Here is a 20,133-nt window from a genome sequence, read left to right on the forward strand (position 1 = left end):
TATGAATAAAAGTATGGTTCGTTACCTCCTTTCAAAATTACTCTTAATCGAAGCCTCTTTGATGTTAGTGCCTGTGATTGTGGCTTTCATTTATCATGAAGATATGCGCGTGATTAACAGCCTGGTCATCACGATTGGAATGCTTGTCATCATTGGACTTCTTGGGGTTGCTTTCAAGCCAAAGAATTACCATGTTTACACCAAAGAGGGACTCTTAATCGTTGCTCTATGTTGGATACTCTGGTCATTCTTTGGAGCGCTGCCATTTGTACTTTCAGGACAAATTCCAAGTATCATTGACGCTTTCTTTGAAATGGTTTCTGGATTTACCACGACTGGTGCTACTATTTTACCTGATGTTGCGGTGCTATCACACTCGCTACTCTTCTGGCGAAGTTTCGCCCACCTTATCGGTGGTATGGGAGTGCTGGTGTTTGCGCTAGCCATTATGGAAAATAGTAAAAATAGCCACTTGGAAGTCATGCGTGCTGAAGTGCCTGGTCCTGTCTTTGGTAAAGTGGTTTCTAAACTGAAAGAAACAGCGCAAATTCTTTATGTCATTTACCTCAGCATGTTTGCCATTTTGGTAGTTATTTTAATGGTAGCTGGTATGCCTGCCTTTGATAGTATTATTACTGCCATGGGCTGTGCTGGTACTGGTGGTTTTGGAGTCTATAATGATTCTATTGCTCATTACAACAGTTCACTAATCACAAATATTGTCTCAATTGCTGTACTCCTTTTTGGGATTAACTTTAACCTGTACTACTTCTTATTGCTTCGTAAGTTTAAAGCATTCTTTAAAGACGAAGAACTAAGAACTTATATTGGGATTGTTGTGATTGCAACAGCTCTAATCTGGTTGAATGTCAGTGGCCTTTACCCAAGCGCTGGTAAGGCTTTGGAAAATTCATTATTTGAAGTGGCTAACGTCATGACAACAACAGGATTTGGAGTAACTGATTTGACCGTTTGGCCTTTGTTTGCTCAGGTTATTCTACTCTTTCTCATGTTTGTCGGAGGATCTGCTGGATCAACTGCAGGTGGTATTAAGGTCATGCGTACACTTATCTTGACAAAAATTGCAAGGAATCAAGTGCTCTCAACCCTTTATCCAAACCGTATCATGACTATTCATATCAACGAGCAACCACTTGATAAGGAAATTCAACACGGTGTCCTTAAGTATTTGACGCTTTACGTTTTCTTACTTCTAGGATTGACTTTGATGTTATCCCTTGATAATAATAACTTTATGGTTGTTGTCAGCGCAGCAACATCAACCTTTAACAACATCGGACCAATGCTCGGAACAAGTCAAACCTTTGCAATCTTTAGTCCATTTTCAAAACTACTCATGTCATTTGCTATGATTGCAGGACGTTTGGAAATCTACCCAATGTTACTACTTTTCATTCCAAAAACATGGTCAAAATATTAAAAATCGAAAAGAGGAAAGCCTTAGCTTTCCTCTTTTTTTCTTCGAAAATCTTTATTGCGTCGAAGGGTAAAATAATCTGGGACCGGATCATCACCACCCTCTACAAATGGATGGCAACGTAAAATACGTGCAATTCCCATAAGAACACCTTTTATCCCATGCTTTTCAATCGCCACAATCATGTAATTCGAACAGCTTGGTCGATAGCGACATGATGGAGGGGTCATGGGGGAAATCCGTTTTTGATACCATTTAACAAGCGCAATAAGCAGTTTTTTTATCATTTTTGTTTGTTAACAGCTAAATTATGTAACTGGCTGATTTCTTTTTTGCTCAAACGACGTGATTCACCTGGGCGAAGACCTGATAGATCCAAAGTCCCAAAGTTCGTACGAGACAATTTATCTACCAAAAGTCCAACTGATTCGAACATTTTCTTAACTTGGTGGTTACGTCCTTCATGGATAGTCAATTCAACCACTGAACGATTTTTTTCAGGATCTACTTTGATGATGTTGTAACGAGCTGGTTTTGTCTTTTTGCCATCGATAACAACACCACGTGTTAATGGACGAAGATTTTCTTTTGTCGCAAGTCCTTTAACACGAGCTAAGTAGACTTTGTCGATTTCGTTACGTGGGTGAATCATTTCATCTGTGAAATCACCATCATTTGTCAAAATCAAAAGTCCAGTAGTATCCCAGTCCAAACGTCCAACAGGGTAAATACGTTCTGTAACATTTGGTAGCAAGTCAACAACCGTTTTACGGCCTTTGTCATCTGATACACTTGAAATCACACCACGAGGTTTATTAAGAAGGTAATAAACTTTTTCTTCGTTATAGATTGGTGTCCCTTCAACTTCAACAACATCACCAGCTTTAACCGTTGTAGCTAGTTCTGTGACAACTTTACCGTTGATGGTTACCAAACCTCTTTTAATCAAATCTTCAGCTTTACGACGGCTGGCAATTCCCGCATGGGCAATGTATTTATTAATTCTCATATTCTTTCCTTTAACTGCTTTTTAGCTATTTTACATCATTTCGTCAGTTTTAGCGAGTTCTGTTTCTTCTTGGGCTAATTCTGGATCTTCAAAAAGGGTCATTTCTTCATCAACCACTTCGATATTTGACACGTCAATCAGCTCACTTAGGTCATTGATTCCCATAAAATCTAGGAAATAATCCGTTGTCGCATAAATATTTGGTCGACCAATTACTTCTTTTTTACCAGCTTCGCAAATTAAACCTAGAGCCATTAATTTACTGATAGCACTGCTAGAATTAACTCCACGAATATCATCAACTTCAATACGTGTTATCGGTTGTTTGTAAGCAATAATGGATAAAACTTCCAAACTGGCACGTGATAAACTTTGATTGACTGGAGCTTTTGCAAAATCACGAAGCAAATCAGCAAAAATCTCTTTAGTCACAATTTTATAACAACCTGCTGTCTCAATCAAACAAAGACTTGATGAGTCGTCAGCTTTGTATTTCTGTGCTAATTTTTCCAATTGTTGTTGGAGCGCCGTTGGTGTTAAATTAACCATACTAGCCAAATGACGTAAGCTCAAGCCTTCTTCACCTGCTACAAAAAGAAGAGCTTCAATCTGAGCTAAATAGTTCATATAACTTCCTTTCTTAAGTTTGTTTACCAAGGGTTATCGTTTTTTCACTCAACTAACACTTCGTAAAACAATATCTCCAAAGTTTTCCTCTTGTTCTACTTCCACCTCATGGACTTTAATCAATTCTAAAGTCGCCAAAAATAAGGTAATCATCTCTGGAATAGATTGACATTCTTTGAAAACCTTGTTCAAAACAAGTTTTTTAGACTGACTGAGACGTTCTGAAATAACCGTCATCATGTCTTCAATACGATAATCATCACGCTCAACAACCGTATGACTATTTTTCAATTCTCTTTGCTTTTCAGCCATAACATGTGAAAATGACAAGAAAAGATCCATAATCGTCTTGTCATGAGCTAAAACCGCATCTTCAAAAATTAATTCTTGTTTTGGTTTTGAGTAAAATTTAGCACGTTCATCGTGCTGAGCTGACATTTCCTCACTAATCGCCTTGAAGCGACGATATTCTTCGATTTGTGTCAACAATTCTTGTTCAGGGTCATCTTCTTCTGGCTCTGCTTCAACAATTTTTGGAAGTAGCTTACGGCTTTTAATCAGCATGAGCTGACTGGCCATAACCATATATTCACCAGCCACTTCTAATTTCATGGCTTGTAAGGTTGAGATATAAGCCAAATACTGCTCGATAACTTCCACGATTGGAACGTCGTAAATATCCATCTGATATTTAGAGACCAAGTGCAAAAGCAAATCCAGAGGCCCTTCAAAATCTTTTAATTTAATATCCATTAGTTATAAAATTTCTCTAAAGTCACTGGACTCTTAAGCCCTAAATTGCGACTAACTTCTAATAAAGATTTTCCTGCTACTTTTTGATGTAAAACATATTGATGGCGCATGTCCTGCGCTGATAAGTCTTCCAGACCTAAAGAAGCCAAAAATGCTTTTAATTGATTGAAGAACCATTGTCTTGAATAAGATTTACCTTGATTATCAAAAAGATAAATCTGTTCTTCAGACAAATTGGCAGTCATGTAATCAAGCAATTTTGCAGGAACTTCTAGCACTCTGACCAAGCCAGCTTTTTGCACGCGCAAAACAGCAAAAGTCCTATCCAAATCAGCAACTTTTAAGCCTTGAAGGTCACTAGACGACAGGCCCAGTTCAATCATCAAAAGCGCAATCAACTGACCTGCTTGATAAGAACTTTCTTGATAAAAAGCCGAATAATCCAGCAACTCCTTACTAACCGGTTTCGTGGCCAATTTTTCTTTATTGCTTAATTTATAAAAACGATCTAAGCGCTCAGTATCATACAAAAAATACAAAAACTGATTTACCGCTGAAATCTTACGCTTTTTGGCTGAGGTTTTTAAAGGTGCCAATGAATGCTCATAAAGCGCCAGCTTTTCTTTGCTGACTTTGCCATCAACAGCCTCAACAAACTGCTGCAAATCATAAAAATAAGCATTTCTAGAATTCTCTGAGAGAGACTTACTGTCAATAAATTCTTGGATAAAATCAATCATCTTTCGGGGTAATCGTATAATAATCAGTGAAATCGTGTAAGAGACTATTAACAGCCTTTAGAATCGATTTACGTGTAATAATGCCTAGGAAGTGGTTATTTTTATCTAAGACTGGCAAGAAAGGATAGTCCACTAACAAATGCATAATATCCGTTAAGCTTGAAGTATCACTAATGGTTTGTAATTTGGTATTAACCATCTTACCAATATCAGTCTGAGCCAATTCCCAATCGGTCAATTGATTTTTAGCTTGATAAGACATAATGTCAGCAATGCTGATAGTTCCAACGTATTCTTTATCTTTGGTGATAACAGGAACACGTGAATAACCATTATTAGCTAAAAGTAACATAGCGTGGTCTGAATTATGCGTATCAATAAAAATCGCCAAATCTTCTGCCGGAATCAAGTAATGATCCAAATGGCTAAGAAGAAATTCTTCAAATTCTTTTGCTATCATCTGTCAAATTCCTTTGAAAGTGCCGGATAGAGTTTGTGGTCACGTGTGTAAAAATCAACCTTAATCTTGTCTTTAGTGATAATTACTTTAGCATAAAGCTTTTCTTTGACATCACCACGAGGTTGAAGAACACTACCTGGATTGATAAAAACAGTTTTACCATTACGCCAAGCTGCTGCTCGGTGCAAGTGCCCATAAAGGCAGATATCTGCATCTTCTTCTTGAGCAAATAAATCCAATCTATCCCATGTAAAATTAATGTTATAAAGGTGTCCGTGAGTTTGTGCTATGACAATATCGTCAAGATAAGTTGTCAATCTTTCAGGATAACCATTATCGTAATCACAATTACCACGAACCACTTTGATACCATCCCAAATGGGATCTGAACTTGGTAGCTCAGAATCTCCATTATGGAAAATGGCATCAACTTCGCCTTGATAACGTTGTTTAATATTGCTAATAATCTCACGGTCACCGTGAGAATCACTCATTACAATTATTGTTCTGCTTTCCATACTGGGAATGCCTCCATTAATTTCTTAACAGCCAACCCGCGATGTGAGATTTCATTTTTTTCATCTGCTGTCAATTCAGCAGCGTGACGTCCAGTTTCACCAACTAAGAATAGTGGGTCATAACCAAAGCCGTTGTCGCCTTTTGCTTCCATAGCAATGTAGCCAGGCCAATCTGCTTCAACAACCAAACTTTCCTTATCTGGTGCAGCAACCACAAGTGTTGTGTGGAATTGCGCTGAACGGTCTTTCATATCAAATACCATTGCTAATTCATGAAGCAATTTAGCATTGTTTGATTCATCTGTTGCATCAGGTCCAGAAAAACGAGCTGACCATACACCAGGAAGACCACCAAGAACATCCACTTTCAAACCAGAATCGTCAGCTAAGACCATTTTCCCAGTCAATTTTGAAATAGTTTCAGCTTTCAATCGAGCATTTTCTTCAAATGTCATTCCAGTTTCTTCGACTTCAGGTAATTCTGGGTGATTGTTTAGATTTTCAACTTTGATACCTAGTTGATCAAACATTTTACGAAATTCTTTGGTTTTACCTTCATTGCGTGTAGCAATCAAGATTGTATCACCAAATGCATTTTCAGATGATTTTCCAAAAAAGGCTGACGCAGCAACACCGTCTTCTGGTAGATGCACAAATAACAATTGGTCATCCTCAGTAACCACAACCGCACCCGCACGTTGTTGCACTTCTAAATGACGATTAGTTTCTTCGTTAATCATGCCAACAACAAAGCGAATCAATTGAAAATCAGATGATTTTTTAACAACAGTGACGTTGTAGCCGTTAAATTCGTCTTTATGGCAGCCGCCTTCACCGTGTCCGTGACATTTACCACAGCATTTGCTGGCAACAAGTTTTGCAACTTGTTGGCTCAATTTAAAAAGGGCATCATCACTAACATTTCCAAGTCCTGAAATGGCGTTGAAGCCACCCCATTCGCCAAGGAACCAATTTTCTTTATCTTTATACTCATAAATTTTATCAGCCATTTATTACTATCTCATTTCTATTTGTTCAACTTTTCCAAATCAACATGTTGCACATCAATGTCAGTTCCTAGCCAGTTCACCGCAATTTCTTTAAAACGCTGACTACTTGCTGTTGTGTAGAAATGGTGATCAACAGCATGTTCTGTGCGACTGTGATTAATTTCAAAGTAATTTAATAACACTGACACATCTCGAATACATTCAGCACCACTATCGATTAATTTAACATTAGGTCCCATCACATTTTGAATGATTGGACGAAGTAGTGGGTAATGCGTACATCCAAGAACCAATGTGTCAACTTTGCCAACAAGCGGCGCTAAACTTTCGTAAACGACTTTTTTAGCAACACTTGACCCCATTTCATTTGATTCAACGATTGGAACAAACTTGGGACAAGCTAAACCGCTAACTTCCATTTTTGGGGATAATGATTTTATCTTTTCAGGATAAACTTCTGAATTAATGGTCATCGGAGTTCCGATAATCCCAATTTTACCGTTACGTGTCGATTTAATCGCGGCACTAGAACCTGGTAAAATAACACCAAGAACAGGAATATCAAGCTTTTCTTTAACTTCTTTCCAAGCAACTGCTGTCGCTGTATTACAAGCAAAGACAATCATCTTAACATTTTTAGTTAACAAGAAATTAACCAATTCCCAAGTGTATTCTCTAATTTGTTCAGCAGGTCTAGGACCGTAAGGAGCTCTTGCTGAGTCTCCAATATATACAATTTCTTCATGTGGTAGTTGACGCATTAATTCACGTACAACTGTTAAACCACCAACTCCAGAATCTAAAAAACCAATTGGTCTATTATCCATAGAATCTTCTTTCTAATAAGGGAATTAGACTTAGAAAAAACCCAGTTGGTGAGCCAACTGAGTCATTCATTTCTGAGCTCTGTGCTCGAAAACGTTTGTTAAAGACTGACTTGTATGTAAGGTCAAAAACTATCAAACAATAAGTCATCCGCCTTTAGCATTTTTCAAACCAAAGCGTAAAGATTATTTTTTAGCTTTTGCTGCAGCTGCTTTTGATTGTTTGATAATGTTACGGTACGTTTGTTGAATTTTTGCTTCACTAGGTTTTTGACCCATTTGGCTCATCATTTCACGGATCGCATCAGGCGTCAAGCGTGGGTGTTCACCGATTTCCTTTTCAAACTGTTTACGAGCGATAAAAACGCCACCAACAAGGCCACCAAACAAAGCAACCAAAACTAACAAAATCCAAAGAAATGTTGTCATGAATATTTTCTCCTAAGTTTTTTACATAATTTATTATAGCAAAAATGGAAAGAGTTTACAAATTCTTGAAAGCTTTTTCTTAAGCATAAAAACAATAAAATTGGGAGACCATTTCAATTATTTGTATTTCCTTTTTTAAAATTATTCTCAGACAACCACTTTTTATACAGCTCAGCAAATCTCATTTCTTCATCGTCACTGTAGCCGTTAAAAACAACTCGGTCGATATCTTCCTGATTAAAATAAAAAATTTGTTCAGGATTTAATCCCATTGGATAAATCGCTGATGAATAATCAAATAGAACATCTTCTCCATTTTGCTTAATTGTTACACCACGATTTAAAATCATCAATTTCTGACTGCCATCTTTTAAATACACAATACTCCCAATTGGTAATATATTTAACATAAAACTCCCCCATTTATTAAATTTCTTCGATTTTTTCAAAATCAAGATGATTTAAATTGTAATTTACCCCAATTGGCAAAATTCGATACGAAAAAGTAAATATAGCAAATGAAAACAAACCACTTAGAATTAGAAGTGTTATTTCATCATAAAAAAGATAAAATCCCAAGCAAAAGAGCGTAAACATTACAAATATCGGGCCTAAGCCATAAACACGTTGATTATCTGTTTTTAGCACCAATTTCATGCATTTCCTGTTTACTAATTTCTTTTTCACTCTTTTGTCCTCATACTTAAAAACACCTAGGTAAATGAAATATCCAATAGTTAATGATAAAATGAACAACAATACTTTTTGAAAGAGATTATCTACAATTCCAGTTGCCTTCAAATTATTTTCTAAAAAGTTATACAATATTTTTAAAAATGGCTGTACCATCAAAACAACCGCCGTTGTTCCCAATTGTGATTTTTTAAGATTAAACAAATTGTCTTTATCATCACTTTCAAATAAAATTGCTTCAACATTCTGTGCTTTATGTCCCCAAAAATATAATTTTGAACTCATACTCACATTATCTAAAATATATTTTTTTCCATTTGCTCTCACAACATGGTAACTTCCTGAAACTTGTGTTATTTTAAACTCCATTAACGTCTATCTCCCCCAAAATACTTTTTGAATTGATTTAACACTTGAATCAAAAGATTTACCAATGCTTTTGAAATCATTATTGAGATAGTCTCCCATATCATTTGTAATATCTTTTATTCCTAAAAAATTGTTATTGTATGCTATCGAAACGCCAAAACCAACTGCAACACCAGCACCAATTGCCCATCCTACAGGATTACTAGCAATAGCTAACGAGGCCGCTGTAGCTATGCCGCTTCCAGAGAGTGCTGCTGTTCCTATTCCAACTTCTAATGCACTGACCCCAAGTGCCGTAGCTGTAGTTGTTGTAGCTGTGTGCACAAAAGCTCGACCGGCATTCTCTCCACTTAAGTTTGACGCAAAATCAATCCCCATAAATAAAGAGCTTATTCCTGATAAACCAATTGAGGCTGTCGTTCCAACAATTGGTAAACTATATTCCGAAACAGTAACAGTTTTAAGTGCTCTTTTTATTGCTGAGTAAGTAGCCAAATCAATATAGTCGGACTGATTAAATGTCATTGACAAGTTTGTATTACCAAAATAACTATCTTTATTGACATAATAATGCATATAATCATCAATATTCGGCATTGAATCATCTAAACTACTAATTTTATACTTACTTAACTCCTCTGTTGAACCTGTAAGAATACCAGTCGTTAAATCATTATTAAATATTGTAGGGACTCTTATCTCTTTTAGATTCTTTTCTAGAAAATACCCACTATATTTAGAATCATACAAATTCTTGGCGAGTTCGTTTTTTAGCTGGTCTCGTCTAGCCTTACCGCTAACAACAAGTTTAGTTTCTTTAACTTCTGTCTTGAATGCTGTTTTCTTGTAAAAATCCGTAGCTTTTTTACTGGTATATGAGCTACTTCCTAAGTCAGATAAGCTTCCAATTTGCGTATTTTGTTCGTCTAGGATGTCGCCTGCTTCACTGATGAAGACGGTATTATTGAAAGTTTCCATGTCTTTAATGGTGTTAGTTAGGACTTTCTTGGCACCTCTAAATTCTGAAATGGCATCATCCGTTGTCACTTTGGTTAGTGTGACAATGTCTGCGACATCGTCAATTGCCTTGTTAATCGCGTTAGAGCTTGTCTTTAGTTGCTCTAGCGGTGAATCGAATTTGTCCACCATTTGTTGTAAGACATCCGTGTCGATAATGGCAGAGTCACTGTTTTCACTCACAATACTCTTAAAAGTGCTGATAAGATTATCATAGCCCTGCGAGATGACATCCAAGCTATTCACATAATTCGTCAGCAAAGGCACTTGGTAATTAGTGATTTTATTATCAATCGCATCTTTAACGTCACCTTTTAGAGCCTCTGAATTGGCTGCGCTTTTTAGTTTTTTCTTGGCACTTGATAGTTGACTCTTTGTTTGGCTGATAGAGCTTTTGAGGCTATCGCGCTGCGCTATTACCTCACTCATCTTAATCTTCATAAATCTCTCCCAAAATTTAACCGATTTTTTCTAATCATTATATCATAAATTGAAACAGTTTTCAGAAATTTATTTCAAACAAAAAACAGCTAACTAAAGGCCATCTGTAGTCCTTAGCTAACTGCTCTTATAACTTATTCAAAATCAAATCCTTTAATGGTTGCAAAATAATCTTCTGGTGTTTCGGCACGGCGGATTAAACGTGCACTGCCATCTTCTTGATAAAGAATCTCAGCTGAACGTAAGCGACCATTGTATTGATAACCCATTGAAAAACCGTGTGCTCCTGTATCATGAATGACCAAGGTATCACCGATGCGCGCTTCAGGTAATTCACGCTGTTTAGCAAATTTATCGTTGTTTTCACAAAGGGAACCAACCACATCGACCACCTCAAGTTTTCCATTGGGATTTGTCATGTTTGTGATGTGATGATAAGCATCATACATGGCTGGGCGCATCAAGTTAACAGCTGAGGCGTCAACACCAATGTATGTGCGATACGTTTGTTTGCGGTGACGAACTTTGGTTACAAGCAAACCATGTGGCGCCAGCATGAAGCGACCAAGTTCAGTAAAGATTTTCACATCACCAAGCCCAACAGGAACCAACACCTCATCAAAGACACGGTGGACCCCTTCACCAATCACCGCAATATCATTAGCTTTTTGTTCTGGACGGTAGTTGACTCCAACACCACCAGATAAATTGATAAAGTTAATCACAACGCCAGTTTTTTCTTTCACTTCAACAGCTAATTCAAATAACTGACGAGCTAATTCTGGGTAGTAATCATTAGTCACTGTGTTTGAAGCAAGGAATGAATGGATACCAAAGTTTTTGACACCTTCTGCTTTCAAATCTTTGAAGCCTTGAATCAACTGGTCTTTAGTCATCCCAAATTTTGATTCTTCAGGATTGTCCATAATATCAGTTCCAAGCGAGAAAACACCACCCGGATTGTATCGAAGTGACACAGTATCTGGTAATCCTGCCACTTCTTTTAAAAAGGCAATATGTTCGTAAGCATCAAGGTTAATGGTTGCCCCAATTTCTCTAGCGTACTTGAATTCACGCGCTGGCGTATCATTTGATGAGAACATAATATCAGTAAAGCCAAGCTTATGGCTCATCAAAAGTTCTACTTCTGTCGCACAATCCACCCCGCAATTTTCCTCTTGTAAAATTTTCAAGATAGCTGGTGTTGGAGTTGCTTTTACGGCAAAATATTCCTTAAACCCTTTATTCCAAGCAAAGGCCTTGTTCAAAGCGCGAGCCTTTTCACGAATCCCTTTTTCATCGTAAAGGTGAAATGGCGTTGGAAATTCATTCGTAATGTTTTGAAGCTCTTTGGCTGAAATAAATGGTGTTTTCATAATTAATTCCTCGAATTTTCAAAATATTAGGACTATTATAACATAAAGACAAGAAATGACCAACGACCTTAGCCTGAAAAACGAAAAAAACTAGTGCAAACAAAGTTGCACTAGTTAATTCATTAATCATCGCTTCCGAACAAGCGAAGCAAATTCAAGAATAAGTTGATAAAGTCAAGGTAAAGACTAAGTGCCATTGAAATAGCCCAGCCATCACCAACTTGACCACCTGTCGCTTCATAAACACGCTTAATCATTTGATTGTCATAAGCGATAAGCCCTGAGAAAATCAATACTGAAATAATACTGATAACAAAGCTCATCATCCCTGAGCCAATAAAAATATTGACAAAGCTTGCAATGATAATCCCAATCAAAGCTGCCAAGGCTGCTTTTGCAAAGCCAGACAAATCTTTTTTAATGACAAAACCAAGGACTGACATCACACCAAAGACTAAGGCAGATGAGACAAAGGCTTGTAAAACCGTTGTTTGTGTGTAAGCAACAATGATGAAACTTAAAGTAAAGCCATTCAGAGCTGAATAAAATAAAAACAAAGGCAAAGCAGATGGTGTATTTTTACGAGCAGCACCGCTAGCTAAGAAAACCAAAGCCAACTCTAAGAAAACTGCACCATAATAAATAAATGGGTGATTAGTCATGATGTTAATCATATTGTCAGTAAAGACGTAAAGCATCAAGAATGAGACAAAGGCTGACAAACCAATTCCCATACCAACTAATCCATATATTTTAGCAAAAAAGCGATTCAAACCACTATCGGTCTGTGTGTAAATAATATCGTTCTGATTCAAAAGAATCTCCCTTCCTGATAAATTCTATCCATTAGCGATGGTTACTTGGTAAAATCTTACGACTGTAGCGTCTTTTCTTACCAAAACGATTGCGAAATGGTGTAATGGCTTCTTTGACAGCCCAATACTTATCGACCATCGTCACAATGTAACCTTCTTTATAACGCGGCGGAGCAATCGTTGCCCCCCACATGTGTTTTAAAATGATATCTTCTTCACGCTTATTTAAAGTCGTTAATTTTCTAGCGTTTCGAACAGCAATTCTTGGATGTACCCACGCATGCCCCTTATTAAACTTGGTTTCTCGCCAATCATAATAAAAGAAATCATGCAAAAGACCTCCACGCGCAGTGGCTTTTTCATCCCAACCTAGTTTTTTAGCAATCTTATAACTCGTATAAGCCACATTAATTGAATGTTCCATACGGGTTGAATAATGATGCTGCGGAATATTATCTAGCTTCTGAAAACGGGGGTGTTTGATGAGATGACCAACGAGTTCCATGAACTCTTTATCTTTTTTATATGCACCCATTAGAATCACCTTCTTTCACCCTAATTATAGCATATCAGCTTAAAATAGACTGAAACGATGACTAAAAAATTCAAAGTATGAAAACGTTTAAGATTAAATTAAACTAAAGAGAACAATCCCTGTTGCCACAGCAACGTTCAAACTTTCTGCTTGTCCAGGCATAATGATGTGGGCCAAGATGTCAGCTTGTTTTGTCATTTGCTCTGAAATGCCATTTCCTTCATTTCCCATGACAAGAGCAAACTCACCTTTATGCTCAACAGTCTTATAATCAACAGAATCTTTTGAAAGCGTCGTAGCAACTAATGGCACACCAAGACTTTGCAATTTTTGGCAAGCTTCATAAACATTGGTACGCCAAACTGGCAAATGAAAATGACTACCTTGCATTGAACGAAGAGTTTTTTGATTGTAAATATCTGCCGTTTTCTCAGAAATCAATACCCCATCAAAACCAGCAGCATCAGCCGTACGAATCATGGTTCCGACATTCCCAGGGTCTTGAACATCTTCTAATACCAAGTAGCGACCAGCTTTCAAGTCAGCTAGGGGCAAGCTTGGCATCACCACCTCTGCAATAATGCCTTGTGGTGTCTTAGAGTCTGTTAATTCTTTTAATACCTCTGGCGTCACATAAGTCACATGAGATAAGCCTTCAACACGGTCTGAAAACTCTTCAAGGACAAAAATGTTCAAAAATTCTGCATCAGCTTTTTGAGCTTCTTCAAACAAGTGCCAGCCTTCAATTAAATAAGAATGCTCACGGTATTTTTTTTTCAATAATTTTTTAGTCTTTTTAATGAGATTATTTGATTTAGAAGTTATAATAGTCATAAGAAGATTATAGCATATAATAGGAGGAATTTGAGATGAAAAAAGTTCGTCTAATTGTCTCAGGCCGAGTTCAAGGAGTGGGTTTTCGTTATTCGACTTTCGCCCTTGCTCAAAGTCTAGGTGATATTTACGGTCGCGTCTGGAATAATGATGATGGTACCGTTGAAATCCTTGCCCAGTCCGACGATTCCGCTAAAATAGCAAAATTTATTCAAGAAATTCGCAAAGGACCATCTAAATGGGCAAAAGTAACCTACGTCGACGTCAAAATGGCAAATTTTAAAGATTACACTGATTTCCAAATTGCCAACTAATTCTATAAATAAGACTACAGACGTATTGAGAAAATGCAGAAAAAACAGTAAAATAATAGGGTATTATAATAAAAGGAAACAATCAATTGAAAAAGAAACTAAATCGCGTCCTCTTTTCAGGACTAAGCTTATCGTTATTGTTCTTACTAAGTGGTTGTGTCAGCCGAGATTCACATGGTAACCCAACAGGGACTATTTGGCACTTGCTCGGTGAACCAATGGCAAAACTTATCCAATACTTTGCCAACAACATGGACCTTGGATTTGGCTTAGCCATTATCTTAGTAACAATCATTGTTCGTTGTATCATTCTTCCGCTTGGACTTTACCAATCATGGAAAGCAAGCTACCAATCAGAAAAGATGGCTTACTTAAAACCAATCTTTGCACCAATCAACGAACGCATGCGTAATGCGACTACACAAGAAGAAAAATTGGCTGCACAAACAGAATTGATGGCTGCTCAAAAAGAAAACGGCATTAACATGCTTGGCGGTATGGGATGTCTTCCACTTCTTGTTCAAATGCCATTCTTCTCAGCTATGTACTTCGCAGCTCAATATACACAAGGTGTTTCTGAAAGTACTTTCCTAGGCATTGACCTTGGAAGCCGTAGTATGCCACTAACAGCTGTTATCGCTATCCTCTACTTCTTCCAATCATGGTTATCAATGCAAGCTGTCGCTGAAGAACAACGTGCAGCCATGAAAGGAACAATGTATGTTATGCCGCTCATGATGGTCTTCTTTGGTATGAGCATGCCAGCTAGTGTTCTTCTTTACTGGTTAGTCGGTGGTTTCTTCTCAATCATTCAACAATTGATTACAATGTTTATCATTAAACCAAAACTTCGTAAACAAATCGCTGAAGAATTTGAAAAGAACCCTCCAAAAACATACAAATCATCAAAACGTAAAGACGTAACACCAACAGCTACTACTCAACTTAACAAACCTAAGAAAAGTAACCGTAACGCTGGTAAACAACGTCACCGTAAATAATTCATAAACCAGAACACCAGAAAATTATTTCTGGTGTTTTAGTTTCCTTTTAATAACAGAACAAACAAAAAAGGCTTAACAGCCTTTTTTTATGATTAAGCAGTTTTTTCAACACTAATGATTTCAACATCGTAGTTTCCAGCAGGTGATTCGATTGTCACGATGTCACCTGTTTTTTTACCAATCAAAGCTTGAGCGATTGGGCTTTCGTTAGAAATACGTCCAGCAAAGATATCAGCACCAGCAGCACCAACGATGTGGTAAACATCTTTATCAGTTGTTCCAACTTCTTGAACAGTAACTGTTTTACCGATAGCAACTTCATCTTTTGCTACAGCATCGCTATCAATGATTTCAGCATAACGGATTTTAGTTTCAATGATTTGGATTTGACCTTCAACGAATGCTTGTTCGTCTTTTGCTGCATCATACTCAGAGTTTTCTGAAAGGTCACCGTATGAACGAGCGATTTTAATACGTTCAACAACTTCTGGGCGACGAACTAATTTTAGTTCTTCTAATTCTTGTTCAAGTTGTTCTTTTTCAGCAAGGGTCATTGGATAAGTTTTTTCTGCCATTTTCTATCTCTTTTCTAAAAATTTATTTTTTGGATAATCTACAAATACAAACATGATGTTAGTCACACCATGTTTGTCATCAATTATTCATTTATTTGACTATTAACATATTTTTCAACATTAGCTTTGTGGTCATCAAAGTTTTCTGAGTAGTAGACCTTACCTGTCTTAACATCTGCAACGAAGTAATAGTAATTCGTTGAAGCAGGGTTAACGGTTGCTTCGATAGCTGATAGGCTAGGAGCGTCTACCGGACCAGGCATCAAACCAGTGTTGGTATAAACATTATACGGTGAATCAATCGATGTGTCAATACTTGCATCAGCCGCTAGACTCGTCTCTTCACCAAGTTTACCCATTGCATACAAAATAGCAATATTACTTTGGAGTGGCATGTTATTATTCATGCGATTATAGAAGACACTAGCAATATTTCTGCGATCATCATCAGTTGAACCTTCTTTTTCAACTAATGATGCAAGTGTTAAAACATCATTAACTGATTTTCCACTTGCAGCAATAGTATCGTAGTACTGAGACATGTAAGAATCCATTGTTGAAATCATGTCCTCAACAATATCTTCCATACTTGTCTTTTCATAGTAGCTGTACGTTGCTGGGAAAAGATACCCTTCTAGTCGATAAGTTACTTTATCAGCCTCAGGAAGACTACCTAAAAGTTTTGGATACTTAGCTGCCATTTTTGAAATAAAGGCATCATCTTGAACGACTTTCAAGAAATCATCAGCCGTATATGGCGTTGAAGCGTGTTTCTTAGCTGAATTTTTAGTCACAGCTTCAGAAATTTGCTTGATCGTATAACCTTCAGTTACCAAGATTTTACCAAGTGATGGTTTTTCTGGTTGAGGTGTTCCACCTTCTTTAAGTTGTTTACAAATCTCATCCAAATCCATGCTTGGTTGCAAATTATAGTATCCACTTTGGAAATTGCTGTAATTTTTAAATTTTGTGTAGTAATTAAAGATAGTTGCACTCTTAATCACACCAGATTTTTCAAGGATTTGCCCGATGTATTTGTTCCCAGATCCTTCTGGAATATCAACCGTAATGTATTTCTTTGATGAACTATCAAGTGGCTTAATAGAACTATCAACATAGCGGTATACAAAGAAACCTGTTGCGATTAAGGCAATGATAATTGCTGAAATTAAAACTAAGGCAATTTTTCCTGCTAAACTATTTGTCTTTTGACGTTTTCTTCTGCGTTTTGTTCCCACTTTATTCTCCAAGTCTGTCTCTGTTTCATCTGATTGGTCAGAATCTTGCTCAAATTGAAGACTATCTTTTGATTCAGACTCACCTGAAGGGGTATCAGAAATATCTGGATTACCATCATAACCTACACCATCTGTTGCTCTCACAAGATAACTTTCTTGTTCATCATCAGCCTTAGCTGACTCTGCTCCATCAGGGTTAAAGGTCTGATCGATATTTCTCAGTACGTCTTTAATTTTTTGATTATCTATTTTGGTTTCAATCTGATTCTCAGCTAAAGCAGTTTTCGCTTTCTCTTCAAGGCGACGTTTTTCTTCTCGAATCTTAGCCTCTTGACGCTCTCTTCGATCTTCTGCTTCGTATTCAGCCATTAGTTCAGCCGTTCGACGCGCAAATTCTTCTGCTTCTTTTTCCTTTTGGCGAAGTTCTAAATCATGTTGCTTGCGTAAGCGATTAGCTTCTTCAAGTTCAGCTAAAATTTGCTCCTTAAAACTTTTTTCTTTTTGAGTTTTTGGCTTATCGTCGTTAAATTCGGTCAAAGCTTATCCTCCTACTCTTAATCAATCGCCATTATATCCTAAAATATAGTGAAAATCAACTCGCAGCAGTCTTTGTTATCTATTCTTAACAATCACTTTGTCACTTCTTACGCTACCGCTGGAGACTCCCAAACCATATTAAACCAAGTGGTTCCACCGTGTGCTGAGTCTGCCTCTCCTTCATCGATAAAACCATTTCTCTCATAGTAAGGGATAAGCTGCTCATGACAGGTCAAGGTGAGACCTATACACTTTCTAGCAACAGCTAAATCTTTCATCGTAGCAAGCAAAGCCATCCCGATACCTTGATTCTGAAAATCAGGAGCAATCGAAAGACTCGTAATAGCAATAAAACCTCCGTGGTCAGGATTTTTAACAACGTGATGGAATAAATCATCTGTTAAGTAACGTTGTCCAATCACCGGTCCTTCAATGTAACCACAAATCTCCCCATCAAGCTCAGCTACCAAGAAAGTATCTGGAATGGTCAAAATGCGCTCTTTCATATCTTCTTGACTTGCTGCTTCTTGCGCAGAAAAATTCTCACGCTCAATAGCTACGATAGCCTCTAAATCCTCAAGGCGTACATTTCTGATAATCATAAAATCCCCCACAAAAGAAAAAGAGCTTTCGCTCCTTTTCAAGATAATTGGTTATTATTGTGTGTTGTTAGCCAAGCTTGCCAACAATTCTTCAAATGAACGTTCATACATTTGGATATCACCAGCACCCATGAAGACGTAAACAGCATTGTCATGGTCAAGTAATGGTGAGACATTATCAAGGCTGATAACTTTAGCTGATTTATTAATTTTAACAGCCAAGTCTTCAACTTTAACATCACCATGGTCAACTTCACGTGCTGAACCATAAATTGGTGCTAAGTAAACTGAATCAGCTTGATTCAAAGCATTAGCGAATTCATCCAAAAGTGCAATCGTACGAGTGAATGTGTGTGGTTGGAAAACAGCCACAATTTCTTTGCTTGGGTATTTTTGACGTGCAGCATCAAGTGTTGCAATGATTTCAGTTGGATGGTGAGCAAAGTCATCAATGATTGTTGTGTTGTTAATTACTTTTTCAGTGAAACGACGCTTAACACCAGAAAATGTCTTCATGTGTTCTGCTACCAATTCCATATCAATACCTGCTACGTAAAGGTTAGCAATAACAGCTGTCGCATTCAAGATATTGTGACGACCAAATGCTGGAAGGTGGAATGAACCAAGTTCTTCTTCACCATGTTTTACTTTGAAAGCAGATCCATTTGTTGTACGAACAACATCATAAGCCATGAAATCATCGCTATCTTTAAATCCATAGTAGTAAATATCTGCATCAGATGTGATTTTACGAAGATATGGATCATCACCGAACAAGAACAAAGCTTTTTGAACTTGTTTTGCATAATCATTGAAAGCATCGAAAACATCATCAATGCTCTTGAAATAATCAGGGTGGTCAAAGTCGATGTTTGTGATGATTGAGTATTCTGGGTGGTAAGGCATGAAGTGACGTTGGTATTCGTCAGATTCAAAGACAAAGTAATTGCTGTTTGCTGAACCACGTCCAGTACCATCACCGATTAAGTATGATGTATCTGTAATATTTTTAAGAACATGTGCCATCAAACCTGTTGTTGATGTTTTTCCGTGTGCACCTGCTACACCAAAGCTTGTGAATTGGCGCATGAAATCACCGAGGAATTCATGGTAACGTTTGAATTTGAAACCATTTTTGACAGCATAGGCAATTTCGACATTGTTATCTTCACGGAAAGCATTACCGGCAATTAATTCAACATCTGATGTGATGTTGTCTTCAGAAAATGGAAGAATTTCAATTCCTGCTTGTTCTAAACCACGTTGTGTGAAATAGTATTTACTAACGTCACTTCCTTGAACTTTGTGTCCCATTTGGTGCAACATCAAAGCAAGAGCACTCATACCAGATCCTTTAATTCCGATAAAATGATAGGTTTTAGACATGTTTTCTCCTCTATATACAACTGCAGTGCAGTTTATTTTGCATCGTCAAAGCGTGTTAAATTCAATTCTTGAGCCACTTTGTGTTCTCTTTGACTTTGCAAGACTTCCTTATTATAAATTTGACTTTCTTTTAAGAAGTCATAATTATTTTTCTTAGGTTTAGTTGTTGATGAATTATCTGGCTTTTTATAAGTTACGGGAATTTCTGCCAAGATATAATCATCTTGATGCAACCTTTCGGTTAAATGACTCAGACTGCTTGTAGGCTTTGCTGTTTTCTTAGGCAATGTTGCCTTAAGCTGTTGCTGTAAAGCTGCCTTAGAAGGCGCTTTAACTTCTTTTGAAAGATAAGCTTGACGTTTTCTTCGAATATCACGTCTTGCTTCTTCACGCGCTAACTCAGCATAAGATTTACCTTGAGTCACCGATTCTATGCGGCTGGCATCTTGTTCATCTTTGCCAACAAAATTATAGTCTCTAGTAACATCATCATAGTTTTTATCTTGATAAGCTCCGTGAATATTGGTAATCAAATCTTCATTTTCATATAAAGCCATTACTTTGGGTGGATTGCTTACTGGCTCCCCGT

25 protein-coding genes are annotated in these 20,133 nt (G+C 37.2%); 3 read left to right on the forward strand and 22 right to left on the reverse strand.

The window, feature by feature from the left end; translation table 11 throughout:
- The first annotated feature begins 1 nt into the window (after window position 1).
- On the forward strand, window positions 2-1,441 hold the full coding sequence (locus GPZ88_RS02390; protein ID WP_166043270.1) for a TrkH family potassium uptake protein: 1,440 nt from the start codon (window positions 2-4) through the stop codon (window positions 1,439-1,441).
- Window positions 1,442-1,461: 20 nt separating this feature from the next.
- On the opposite strand, the gene yidD is transcribed toward GPZ88_RS02390, so the two are convergent.
- From yidD to GPZ88_RS02475, 17 genes are all read right to left on the reverse strand, one after another.
- Window positions 1,462-1,725: a membrane protein insertion efficiency factor YidD gene (gene yidD / locus GPZ88_RS02395; protein WP_074799061.1), complete on the reverse strand. Its 264-nt coding sequence runs from the start codon at window positions 1,723-1,725 to the stop codon at window positions 1,462-1,464.
- The gene (locus GPZ88_RS02400; protein WP_003066095.1) at window positions 1,722-2,447 is read right to left on the reverse strand and encodes a pseudouridine synthase; all 726 of its coding nucleotides are present in this window, start codon (window positions 2,445-2,447) and stop codon (window positions 1,722-1,724) included. The genes yidD and GPZ88_RS02400 overlap by 4 nt, the downstream gene beginning before the upstream one ends.
- 30 nt (window positions 2,448-2,477) lie before the next feature.
- Entirely contained in the window at window positions 2,478-3,074 is a 597-nt protein-coding gene (gene scpB / locus GPZ88_RS02405) for an SMC-Scp complex subunit ScpB (protein ID WP_166043272.1), read from the reverse strand.
- Between the two features lie 48 nt (window positions 3,075-3,122).
- Window positions 3,123-3,827: a segregation/condensation protein A gene (locus GPZ88_RS02410; protein WP_039696395.1), complete on the reverse strand. Its 705-nt coding sequence runs from the start codon at window positions 3,825-3,827 to the stop codon at window positions 3,123-3,125.
- Window positions 3,827-4,567: a site-specific tyrosine recombinase XerD gene (gene xerD, locus GPZ88_RS02415; RefSeq protein WP_166043274.1), complete on the reverse strand. Its 741-nt coding sequence runs from the start codon at window positions 4,565-4,567 to the stop codon at window positions 3,827-3,829. The genes GPZ88_RS02410 and xerD overlap by 1 nt, the downstream gene beginning before the upstream one ends.
- Window positions 4,560-5,027, reverse strand: a complete 468-nt coding sequence (gene cbpB, locus GPZ88_RS02420) for a cyclic-di-AMP-binding protein CbpB (protein WP_006532895.1) — start codon at window positions 5,025-5,027, stop codon at window positions 4,560-4,562. Before cbpB ends, xerD begins: the two co-directional genes overlap by 8 nt.
- Entirely contained in the window at window positions 5,024-5,545 is a 522-nt protein-coding gene (locus tag GPZ88_RS02425; protein WP_074482457.1) for a metallophosphoesterase, read from the reverse strand. The genes cbpB and GPZ88_RS02425 overlap by 4 nt, the downstream gene beginning before the upstream one ends.
- The gene (locus GPZ88_RS02430) at window positions 5,527-6,555 is read right to left on the reverse strand and encodes a nucleoside-triphosphate diphosphatase (RefSeq protein WP_158914403.1); all 1,029 of its coding nucleotides are present in this window, start codon (window positions 6,553-6,555) and stop codon (window positions 5,527-5,529) included. The genes GPZ88_RS02425 and GPZ88_RS02430 overlap by 19 nt, the downstream gene beginning before the upstream one ends.
- A gap of 17 nt (window positions 6,556-6,572) precedes the next feature.
- Entirely contained in the window at window positions 6,573-7,382 is an 810-nt protein-coding gene (gene racE / locus GPZ88_RS02435) for a glutamate racemase (protein WP_157629316.1), read from the reverse strand.
- Between the two features lie 183 nt (window positions 7,383-7,565).
- Entirely contained in the window at window positions 7,566-7,808 is a 243-nt protein-coding gene (locus GPZ88_RS02440; protein WP_006532899.1) for a YneF family protein, read from the reverse strand.
- 113 nt (window positions 7,809-7,921) lie between these two features.
- Window positions 7,922-8,218 carry a DUF4176 domain-containing protein gene (locus tag GPZ88_RS02445; protein ID WP_074450743.1) on the reverse strand — a complete coding sequence of 99 codons (297 nt, stop codon included), beginning with the start codon at window positions 8,216-8,218 and terminating at the stop codon, window positions 7,922-7,924.
- 16 nt (window positions 8,219-8,234) lie between these two features.
- Entirely contained in the window at window positions 8,235-8,870 is a 636-nt protein-coding gene (locus GPZ88_RS02450) for a DUF443 domain-containing protein (RefSeq protein ID WP_074626262.1), read from the reverse strand.
- A gap of 6 nt (window positions 8,871-8,876) precedes the next feature.
- Window positions 8,877-10,328 carry a T7SS effector LXG polymorphic toxin gene (locus tag GPZ88_RS10345; protein WP_234794903.1) on the reverse strand — a complete coding sequence of 484 codons (1,452 nt, stop codon included), beginning with the start codon at window positions 10,326-10,328 and terminating at the stop codon, window positions 8,877-8,879.
- A gap of 134 nt (window positions 10,329-10,462) precedes the next feature.
- Window positions 10,463-11,704: a diaminopimelate decarboxylase gene (locus GPZ88_RS02460; protein ID WP_166043276.1), complete on the reverse strand. Its 1,242-nt coding sequence runs from the start codon at window positions 11,702-11,704 to the stop codon at window positions 10,463-10,465.
- A gap of 122 nt (window positions 11,705-11,826) precedes the next feature.
- Entirely contained in the window at window positions 11,827-12,519 is a 693-nt protein-coding gene (locus GPZ88_RS02465; protein WP_006532901.1) for a Bax inhibitor-1/YccA family protein, read from the reverse strand.
- Between the two features lie 31 nt (window positions 12,520-12,550).
- Complete coding sequence (locus GPZ88_RS02470; protein ID WP_039696389.1) at window positions 12,551-13,054, reverse strand: HDIG domain-containing metalloprotein; 504 nt, start codon at window positions 13,052-13,054, stop codon at window positions 12,551-12,553.
- Window positions 13,055-13,147: 93 nt separating this feature from the next.
- A complete protein-coding gene (locus tag GPZ88_RS02475; RefSeq protein WP_166043278.1) occupies window positions 13,148-13,888 on the reverse strand; it encodes a TrmH family RNA methyltransferase in 741 nt (246 codons plus the stop codon).
- Between the two features lie 35 nt (window positions 13,889-13,923).
- Here GPZ88_RS02475 and GPZ88_RS02480 point away from each other — a divergent pair, with 35 nt between their 5' ends.
- The gene (locus tag GPZ88_RS02480; RefSeq protein ID WP_074626258.1) at window positions 13,924-14,202 is read left to right on the forward strand and encodes an acylphosphatase; all 279 of its coding nucleotides are present in this window, start codon (window positions 13,924-13,926) and stop codon (window positions 14,200-14,202) included.
- An 86-nt stretch (window positions 14,203-14,288) separates the two neighbouring features.
- A complete protein-coding gene (gene yidC, locus GPZ88_RS02485) occupies window positions 14,289-15,203 on the forward strand; it encodes a membrane protein insertase YidC (protein WP_157629318.1) in 915 nt (304 codons plus the stop codon).
- A gap of 95 nt (window positions 15,204-15,298) precedes the next feature.
- On the opposite strand, the gene greA is transcribed toward yidC, so the two are convergent.
- The 5 genes from greA to zapJ form a co-directional block, all read right to left on the reverse strand.
- Entirely contained in the window at window positions 15,299-15,781 is a 483-nt protein-coding gene (gene greA, locus GPZ88_RS02490) for a transcription elongation factor GreA (RefSeq protein WP_024343634.1), read from the reverse strand.
- An 83-nt stretch (window positions 15,782-15,864) separates the two neighbouring features.
- Window positions 15,865-17,556 (reverse strand): endolytic transglycosylase MltG, encoded by a 1,692-nt coding sequence (gene mltG, locus GPZ88_RS02495; RefSeq protein ID WP_166043280.1) that lies wholly within the window; start codon window positions 17,554-17,556, stop codon window positions 15,865-15,867.
- A gap of 107 nt (window positions 17,557-17,663) precedes the next feature.
- Window positions 17,664-18,158, reverse strand: a complete 495-nt coding sequence (locus tag GPZ88_RS02500) for a GNAT family N-acetyltransferase (RefSeq protein ID WP_074965053.1) — start codon at window positions 18,156-18,158, stop codon at window positions 17,664-17,666.
- A 54-nt stretch (window positions 18,159-18,212) separates the two neighbouring features.
- Window positions 18,213-19,544 carry a UDP-N-acetylmuramate--L-alanine ligase gene (gene murC, locus GPZ88_RS02505; protein ID WP_074626252.1) on the reverse strand — a complete coding sequence of 444 codons (1,332 nt, stop codon included), beginning with the start codon at window positions 19,542-19,544 and terminating at the stop codon, window positions 18,213-18,215.
- 32 nt (window positions 19,545-19,576) lie between these two features.
- Complete coding sequence (zapJ, locus tag GPZ88_RS02510; RefSeq protein WP_014335205.1) at window positions 19,577-20,101, reverse strand: divisome accessory protein ZapJ; 525 nt, start codon at window positions 20,099-20,101, stop codon at window positions 19,577-19,579.
- Window positions 20,102-20,133: the final 32 nt, after the last annotated feature.

This window comes from Streptococcus ruminicola (genome assembly GCF_011387195.1).
Classification (GTDB): domain Bacteria; phylum Bacillota; class Bacilli; order Lactobacillales; family Streptococcaceae; genus Streptococcus; species Streptococcus ruminicola.